At 31.4% G+C, this 9,032-nt stretch carries 9 protein-coding genes; all 9 read left to right on the top strand.

Going from position 1 to position 9,032, the window contains the following annotated elements; genetic code table 11:
- Window positions 1-93: 93 nt before the first annotated feature.
- Window positions 94-1,038 (top strand): carbohydrate ABC transporter permease, encoded by a 945-nt coding sequence (locus tag B2W91_RS18120; protein WP_291583466.1) that lies wholly within the window; start codon window positions 94-96, stop codon window positions 1,036-1,038.
- Between the two features lie 25 nt (window positions 1,039-1,063).
- Window positions 1,064-1,897, top strand: a complete 834-nt coding sequence (locus tag B2W91_RS18125) for a carbohydrate ABC transporter permease (RefSeq protein WP_291583468.1) — start codon at window positions 1,064-1,066, stop codon at window positions 1,895-1,897.
- A 60-nt stretch (window positions 1,898-1,957) separates the two neighbouring features.
- Window positions 1,958-3,205, top strand: coding sequence for a Gfo/Idh/MocA family protein (locus B2W91_RS18130; protein ID WP_291583470.1), 1,248 nt, complete (start codon window positions 1,958-1,960; stop codon window positions 3,203-3,205).
- Between the two features lie 33 nt (window positions 3,206-3,238).
- Window positions 3,239-4,234, top strand: coding sequence for an N-acetylglucosamine kinase (locus B2W91_RS18135; protein WP_291583472.1), 996 nt, complete (start codon window positions 3,239-3,241; stop codon window positions 4,232-4,234).
- Between the two features lie 39 nt (window positions 4,235-4,273).
- Window positions 4,274-5,368: an ABC transporter ATP-binding protein gene (locus B2W91_RS18140; RefSeq protein WP_291583474.1), complete on the top strand. Its 1,095-nt coding sequence runs from the start codon at window positions 4,274-4,276 to the stop codon at window positions 5,366-5,368.
- 97 nt (window positions 5,369-5,465) lie between these two features.
- Window positions 5,466-6,320, top strand: coding sequence for a class II fructose-1,6-bisphosphate aldolase (fba, locus tag B2W91_RS18145; protein ID WP_291583476.1), 855 nt, complete (start codon window positions 5,466-5,468; stop codon window positions 6,318-6,320).
- Window positions 6,321-6,324: 4 nt separating this feature from the next.
- Complete coding sequence (gene pfkB, locus B2W91_RS18150; protein ID WP_291583478.1) at window positions 6,325-7,254, top strand: 1-phosphofructokinase; 930 nt, start codon at window positions 6,325-6,327, stop codon at window positions 7,252-7,254.
- 12 nt (window positions 7,255-7,266) lie between these two features.
- Entirely contained in the window at window positions 7,267-8,421 is a 1,155-nt protein-coding gene (nagA, locus tag B2W91_RS18155) for an N-acetylglucosamine-6-phosphate deacetylase (protein WP_291583480.1), read from the top strand.
- 217 nt (window positions 8,422-8,638) lie between these two features.
- Window positions 8,639-8,809: a hypothetical protein gene (locus tag B2W91_RS18160; RefSeq protein WP_291583482.1), complete on the top strand. Its 171-nt coding sequence runs from the start codon at window positions 8,639-8,641 to the stop codon at window positions 8,807-8,809.
- The last annotated feature ends 223 nt before the right edge of the window (window positions 8,810-9,032 follow it).

Below are 9,032 nucleotides of genomic sequence, written 5' to 3' on the forward strand. Positions count from 1 at the left end.
TTAAGTTTTCACATTGTATCCCTATAGTTGGACCTTTTTAAAATAGTTCAACTAGTTTGTACTATTCCTTAGATTTAAAGAAGGGGGAGAAAAATGGATACATTAATTGTTGAAGAAAGAGAAATTAAAAAGGAAAAACCTCCTAAGAGAAAGAATAGACTTAAAAGTAAAAAGTTGAATGATTGTCTTTGGGGATATTTATTAATATTACCATTATTATTAGGACTTGGTATATTTTATATAATACCTTTTTTTCAGAATTTATATTATAGCTTTACTGACTTAGGCTCTTTTGGAAAATACTCATGGATTGGACTTGAAAATTATAAAAAACTTGTTTCAGATCCTACTATTCCACGAGCATTACTTAATACTTTCAAATTTACCATAGTATCTGTTCCTATTAGTATTTGCTTAGCAATTATCATATCTACGTTATTAAATTTAAAAATAAAAGGAATCTCATTTTATAGATTATTGTTTTTCTTGCCAGCTGTCACTATGCCAGCTGCTATTGCTACCATGTGGAAATGGCTTTACAATGGACAATATGGTTTGATAAACCATGTTTTAGGCAAACTTGGCTTAGAAGGACATGCTTGGATAGCAGAGCCCAAATACGCAATGACAGCTTTAATAATTGTAGGCATATGGAGTTCACTCGGAATGAAAATAATTTACTTTCTTGCAGGGCTTCAGGGAATTCCAAAATCTTATTATGAAGCAGCAACTATAGATGGTGCCGGCCCAATAAGACAATTTTTCTCAATAACCTTACCACTATTAGCACCAACAATATTCTTTGTCTCAATTACATCATTAATTGGTGCTCTTCAAATGTTCGACGTAATATTTATGATGATTAGTAAGACTAGTATGGCAATAGATAGTACTATGTCCATTGTATATCTATTCTACAAAAATGCATTCGAATATCTTGATAAAGGATATGCATCAGCAATTTCTATAGTACTATTTGTAATAATACTTATCATTACAGCATTTCAACTTAAACTACAAAAGAAATTTGTTGATTAGTAAGAATAGGTTAGGAGAGTTGAAAATGAATGAATTAAATTTAAGCAAGAATAAAAAAATTCTTATACATTTTATTTTAATAATAGGAGTAATTACTACCACAATACCATTTATATGGATGATACTAACATCACTTAAAACATTAGGAGAAACAACACAAATACCTCCTAAAATTTTTCCATCTTCACCTCAGTGGAGCAATTATAAGAAGGCTATAGATACGCTGCCTTATGGAACATTTTATTACAATACTATTGTATATACTATAGTAACCACCATAGGACAACTAGTTTTTTGCTCTATGGCAGGATATGCCTTTGCAAGAATTGATTTTCCAGGAAAAAATTTTATATTCATTCTTATACTATCTGTACTTATGGTACCAGGACAGATATTTATAATCCCTCAGTTCATGATTATTAAAAAGCTAGGATTATTAAATTCAATACCTGCCCTTATTCTTCCTGGCTTGTTTAGTGCTTTTGGTACTTATTTAATGAGACAGTTTTTTATGAATATTCCAAAGGAATTAGAAGAAGCTGCAGTATTGGATGGCTATAATCGTTTTCAAATATTGACTAAGATAATGCTTCCACTAGTTAAACCTGCATTAACTGCACTTGCAATAAGTACAATGCTGTATTGTTGGAACTCATTAATGTGGCCTTTAATTGCAAATACTTCTATAGATAAGATGACATTATCAGCAGGTCTTGCTTCCATGCAAGGACAGCATTCAACTAACTACCCAGTAATGATGGCTGGAACGGTACTTGCTATATGGCCTATGATAATTGTATTCTTAATATTCCAAAAACAATTCGTTGAAGGAATGGCTTTTACTGGAACAAAAGGTTAATATGATTAAAATTCATTTTATAATATTTTAGAAATCTTAATTAATTGAGGGGGATTAAAAATGTCAAAAATTAGAGTTGGATTAATAGGAGCAGGACAACGAGGTAAAGATATTTATGGAAATTATGCACTTGTAAATCCTGAGCATATAGAATTTGTAGCAGTAGCAGAACCAAATGAAATAAAAAGAAAAGAGTTTTCAGAAAAACATAATATAAAATCAGAATATCAATTTGAATCATGGGAACAACTTTTAGAAAAAGATAAATTCTGTGATGCAGTGGTTATCGCAACTCCAGACAGAATACATTTTGAACCTGCAAAGCTTGCGTTAAAAAGAGGTTATCATATACTTTTAGAAAAACCTATGTCAAGTATACCAGAGGAAGTAATGAATTTAGGACTTCTTGCAAAAGAAAATAATAAAGTATTTATGATATGTCATGTGCTTAGATATACACCTTTCTTTAATACTATCAAAAAAATAATAGACAGTGGTGAAATAGGAGATATAATGTCTATTCAACATAATGAAAATATTGGATATTTCCATTTTGGTCATAGCTTTGTAAGAGGAAATTGGAGAAATTCAAATTTATCAAGTTCTCTAATGCTGCAAAAGTCCTGTCATGACATGGACATCTTATTATGGTTAGTGGGAAGTCCTTGCAGAAAAATAGCTTCCTTTGGTGAGTTAAGTTATTTTAAAAAGGAAAGAAAACCTAAAGATGCAGCAGATAGATGCGTTGAGTGCAAAATAGAAAGTAAGTGTCCTTATTCAGCAATTAAGTTATATTACAACAATGTTGGGAAGTGGCCAACTACTGCAATAGTTGAAATTCAAACACTAGATGAGGTTAAAAAAGCAGTTGAGAATGGTCCTTATGGAAGATGTGTATACAATTGTGACAATAATGTAGTTGATCATCAAAGTACTATATTGGAATTTGAAAATAATGTTACAGCAACTTTTAACTTATCAGCATTTACCAATCAAGTGAATAGAACCATTAAAATAATGGGAACTAAAGGGGAAATCCGTGCAATAGATAGCAAAAATGAAATAGAAGTTCAATTATTTGATACAAATGAGAGAAAAGTACTAAATCCTAAGCAAATCACCGGAGGGCATGGTGGTGGAGATACAGGGATAATGGAAGATTTTATATCTTTAATTTTATCTAACAAGGGTAAAGCTTTAACATCTGCGAATGTCTCCGTACAAAGTCATATGATGGCATTTGCAGCAGAAGAATCAAGATTAACAAACAAAGTAGTAAGTATGAAAGATTATTATGAAAGTTTTTAATTTTCATGTATTTTAATGATAGGGGGAGTTTGTTTGAACTTTTTAGGGGTAGATGGAGGTGGAACTAAAACAGAATTCATCATAATAAATGAAAATGGACAGGTACTTGGGCACCGCATTGAACCTACCTGCCACTACAAACAAACATCTTTAGAAACATTCAAAAAAGTTATGTTGGAAGGTATAGAAGAGGTTTGTAGGGAAGCAAATATATGTATATGGGATATAGATTTTTCTGTAATTGGAATTGCAGGATATGGAGAAATACCAGCAGATATTGATGCTATTGAAAAAGTGGTTGAAGGTATCTTATTGAAGGATGCATATAAATGCGTAAATGATGCTGTGGTAGCATGGGCAGGTTCGCTAGGGTGTAATCCAGGAATAAATATTGTGGCTGGAACAGGTGCAATAGGATACGGTGTAGATTATAAAGGAAAGACTGCAAGGGCTAGTGGCTGGGGCCACTTTTGCGGAGATGAAGGTTCAGCTTTCTGGCTTGGTAAGAAGGTCATAGAAATATTTAGCAAAGAGGCTGATGGAAGATTAGAGAGAACACCTTTATACCATATTGTTCGAAATGACTTTGGCATTGAAAATGATTTTGATTTACTTGATATCGTTGTGAATAAGATGGAAATGAAAAGAGAGGAAGTTGCAAAACTTGCTAAATTACTATATAAAGCAGCTAAAGAAAATGACAAAATTGCAATAGAAACTTATTCACAAGCGGCATTTGAACTTTACCTAACTATTAAATCTATAATAGACAAATTAGACTTTTTACCTAAGGAAAAGTTATTAGTTTCTTATTCAGGAGGAGTATTTAATGCAGGTGAGTATATTTTAGCTCCTCTAAGAAAATATTTTCAAGATGAAAATAAATGTATTAAGTTAATTACTCCTATATTAAAGCCAGTATATGGCGCTGCACTATATGCTTTAAATATAAAAATGGGCGAAAGTAATATTAATATTATTGAAAATATAAAAGCAGAGCAATTAAAATGGGAAATCAGCAATCATTGAATGAGTTAAATGTTACTCAAATATGAAGGGAGAGTTTTTATGGCTGGTTTATTATTTAAAAATTTATATAAGATATATGATGGTGAGGTAACTGCTGTAAGTGATTTTAATTTAGAAATAGAAGACAAAGAATTTATAGTACTAGTAGGACCTTCAGGGTGTGGGAAATCCACTACACTTAGAATGGTTGCAGGACTAGAGGATATATCTAAAGGTGAACTATATATTGATGATGAACTTGTCAATGATGTTCATCCTAAGGATAGAGATATAGCAATGGTTTTCCAAAATTATGCTCTATATCCTCATATGACTGTATATGACAATATGGCTTTTGGTCTTAAATCTAAGAAATATCCAAAACAAGAAATAGATGAGAAGATTAAAGAGGCTGCAAAAATATTAGGAATAGAAACCCTGCTTCATAGAAAACCTAAAGCCCTTTCAGGCGGTCAAAAGCAAAGAGTTGCTCTTGGAAGAGCCATTGTTAGAAATCCAAAGGTTTTCTTAATGGATGAGCCACTATCAAATTTAGATGCAAAATTAAGGATTCAGACTAGAGCAGAAATAACAAAACTACACAATAAATTAAAGACTACATTTATCTATGTTACCCATGATCAAACTGAAGCAATGACAATGGGAGATAGAATTGTAATAATGCAGGATGGCTTAATTCAACAAGTGGATACACCAGAAAATGTATACTCAAATCCAGCAAATGTCTTTGTAGCTGGATTCATAGGAAGTCCTAAGATGAATTTGATAGATGCTAAAGTTATTAAAGAGGGCGAAGATATTTTCATAAAACTTCTTAATTCGAGGATTAAAGTAGATAGCGATAAAGCTAAGAGAATAATAGATAAGGGATATATAGGTCAGGATATTGTAATGGGGATTAGACCAGAACATATGTATTATAATGAAAAGAAAACTGATGTATTCTTAGACGGTGTATTAGATTTTATAGAAATGCTAGGTTCAGAGAAATATCTCTATCTTACAATGGAAGGTAATTCATTTACAGCTCGAGTAGATTCGGATAATATTGTGAAAAAGGGAGATAAGATAAGGCTATACCTAGATGATAAAAAAATCCACATATTTGATAAAGAGAGTGGCATATTAGTATAGTGTTCTTACTTGAATTTTATAAGGTAAATGAAGTAAGTCTTATACTGTTTAGGAATTTTAACCATATAAATAATTTGATATTAGAGAGGTGAATAAGATGGATATTGTTTCAACAAAAGAAATGTTATTAGACTGCAAAAAAAATAGATATGCTGTTCCAGCTTTTAATATTCATAACTTAGAAACAATGCAGGGTGTATTAGAAGTTGCTAATGAATTAAACTCACCAGTAATTATCGCTACCACCCCAAGCACTATTGATTATGCAGGAATGGATTATTTAGTTTCAATGGTTAAAGTTGGAGCTAAAAGATATAATATCCCCATTTCATTGCATTTAGATCATTGTTCAGATATCGAAATCATAAAAAGATGTATAAAAGAAGGGTATAAGTCCGTAATGATAGATGCCTCATTAAAGGGATATGAGGAAAATATTAAAATAACAAAAGAAGTGGTGGACTTTGCACATAAATATAATGTAAGTGTAGAAGCAGAACTAGGGCTAGTTGGTGGACAAGAAGATGAAAGGAAAATTGAAGAAAAAGATAGCATGTTTACAGATCCCCACATGGCTTTGAATTTCGTTGAAAAAACAAAAGTTGATTCACTGGCAGTTGCAATAGGTACCGCCCATGGAGCTTATAAGTGTGAACCAAAGTTGGATTTTGAAAGATTACATGAAATTAACAACTTACTCGGCATTCCTTTAGTATTACATGGAGCTTCAGGAGTGCCAGATGAAAGTCTTATAAAGGCAATAGAATATGGCATTTGTAAAGTTAATATTGCAACGGAGTTAAAAATGCCTTTTGCTGATGCACTAAAAAAATACTTTAATGATAATCCTAGTGCAAATGACCCTAGACATTATTTAGCGCCTGCTAAAGAAGCATTAAAAAAGGCGGTAGCAGAAAAAATAAAAATTTGTGGCAGTATAAATAGGGGGTAAACTAATGATTACTGTTACCTTAAACCCATCAATTGATAGAAGGTATAATATTAAAAACTTTGAGAAGGGAAAGGTTTTTAGAGCTGATGACTTTCAGTATACTCCTGGAGGAAAAGGATTAAATGTGGCAAAAGTAATAAAAGCTCTTGGTGGACCAGTAATAGCCACAGGATTTTTAGGAGGAAGATCTGGAAGTTATATAGAGGAAAAGCTAGATGAGATGAATATTATGCATAATTTTGTTTCCATTGATGGTGAGACCAGAAGTTGTTTGGCAATAATTTCAGATGATAGCAGCCAAACGGAGATATTAGAGCCTGGCCCCTTAATATCACAGACAGATATGCAGAGATTTTATAAGCTATACGAAGAGTTAATTAGGCAGGATGAAATCATATGTATTTCAGGAAGTATGCCAAAGAACATGGAAGTAGAGACCTATAAAAATTTAATAGAGATAGCGAGTAGAGAAGGAAAGAAAATTTTGTTGGATACCAGTGGAGAAGCATTAAGAAAAGGTATGGAAGCTAGACCATATTTAATCAAGCCAAATAAGGAAGAATTAGAAAATCTCATTGGAAATGTTATTTCTACAGAAGAGGATATAATCAAAGGAGTAAATCCTATGATTAAAGAAGGTATTAATATAGTTGTTGTATCTCTTGGAAAAGATGGATGTTTAGTATTTAATGATAATTATATGTATAGAGTAGGAACACCTAAAGTAAAGGCACTTAATCCAGTAGGGTCGGGAGATGCGATGATAGCAGGATTTGCTGTATCTTTAAAAAGAAATTATAAATTTGAAGATATGTTAAAATTAGCAGCAGCTTGTGGAACAGCTAATGCTTTAGAAGAGGAAACGGGAAAGGTAGACATCAATAATATTAATAGGCTAATAGAAGATATAGTTATTGAAAAGATTAAATTATAAAAAGGAGATTTGATGAGTACTTTAATTAAAAATATTAAATTAATTACACCTAATAGTGTGGAAAAAGGATATGGGGTTGTATTTAATGAAGGTAAAATAATAGATATAGATTTAGAAGAAAATATAAATCTAGAATTAATAAGTGAAGTAATCGATGGAGATGGAAGATTTTTATCACCAGGTTTTATTGATATTCACAATCATGGCAATACAGGGCATGATGTTATGGATAGTACAGAAGAAACCCTTGATAGAATTGGAGAATTTCATATAAGAAATGGAGTTACTTCCTATTTAGGAACTATAATAACTTCCTCATATGATAATATTATTACTTCAATAAAAAATATAGTAAATTATAAAAACAAGAAAACACTTTCTAAGGTTTTAGGTATTCATCTTGAGGGGCCTTTTTTCTCTACTCTTAGAAAAGGAGCACAACCAGAAAAGTATATTAAAGAGCCAGACTTTGAAATTGTTAAGGAGTTTGTAGAGCTATCTAAAGATAAATTAAAAATGGTTTCTATAGCACCAGAGCTTCATGGCGCCATAGAGATTATCTCTTATTTGAAAGAAAATGATATTACTGTTTCTATGGCTCATAGCAATGCTACATTTAACGAAGCTAAAAGAGGAATAAATCATGGTGTAACAGTAGCCACTCATTTATTTAATGGTATGAGAGAATTTAACCATAGAGAGCCTGGTATAATAGGAGCAGCTCTTACAGACGATAGAGTATATTGTGAACTTATCTATGATAGAATACATTTGCATGATGAAACAGTAAAAATTGCTCTAAAAACAAAAGGAATAGATAAAATAGTATTAGTCTCCGATGCCATGAGGGCAGCAGGCCTTGAAGATGGAGAATATGAATTAGGTGGTCAAAAGGTTATAGTTAATAATGGGGCGGCACGTCTAGAGGATGGAGGTTTAGCTGGGTCAACATTAAATTTAAAAGATGCGGTATACAATATGGTGACTATGCTAAACATACCAATTCAAGATGCTATAAGGATGGCTAGCTTATCTCCCGCTGAAGCAATTGGTGTAAGTAAATTTAAAGGAAGTATCGAAATTGGTAAAGACGCAGATATGTTATTATTTGATGACGATATGAATATAGCCTCTGTATTTATCGCTGGAAATTGTGTTAGTTCCTAATTTTTTAGCACTGAATTGTCAAATTAAATGCAATGGTTTACCTTATCTCAAAAAATTTCATCTAAAGATAATTATATATAAAATAATGCAATAAAGATAGTTCTTACTTATATTAAGGACTATCTTATTTTGGGTTAAAGTTTAAATATATTCCATTAATTAAAATATTTGAAATGGTTTGGTTAATAATGTAAACTAGTTAAGGGAGAGATAAATAATGAAAAAATATAAATATATTGCTAGGTTTGCTAGGACTATATCTATGCTTTTAATGATGTATCTATTATTTTCAAAGCTTGAAAATAATAAAGATGCGTGGATTATAATTGGATTATATATCATATCTATAACAGCTATGGAAGCGGAAAATTATCTAAAAAGTCGTTAAATGTGATAATAACTATATATTGTATTAGCTTAATAAGGTGGCTTATCAGAAGAATTGAGGACTATCTTATTTTTATTTTACAAAAGAAAAATTTGAATAGTTGAGTTTTACCATAGGATGTACTTCAACATTAGATTATGGAATAAATCTAAGGGGATCTTTATGGTACGCTGTCTAATTTGTAATAACAAAATAGCATTAGTTTTCCACCTCTGGGGAACAG

Origin of the sequence: Clostridium sp. UBA6640, from assembly GCF_002455975.1 — a bacterium.
GTDB lineage: Bacteria > Bacillota > Clostridia > Clostridiales > Clostridiaceae > Clostridium_J.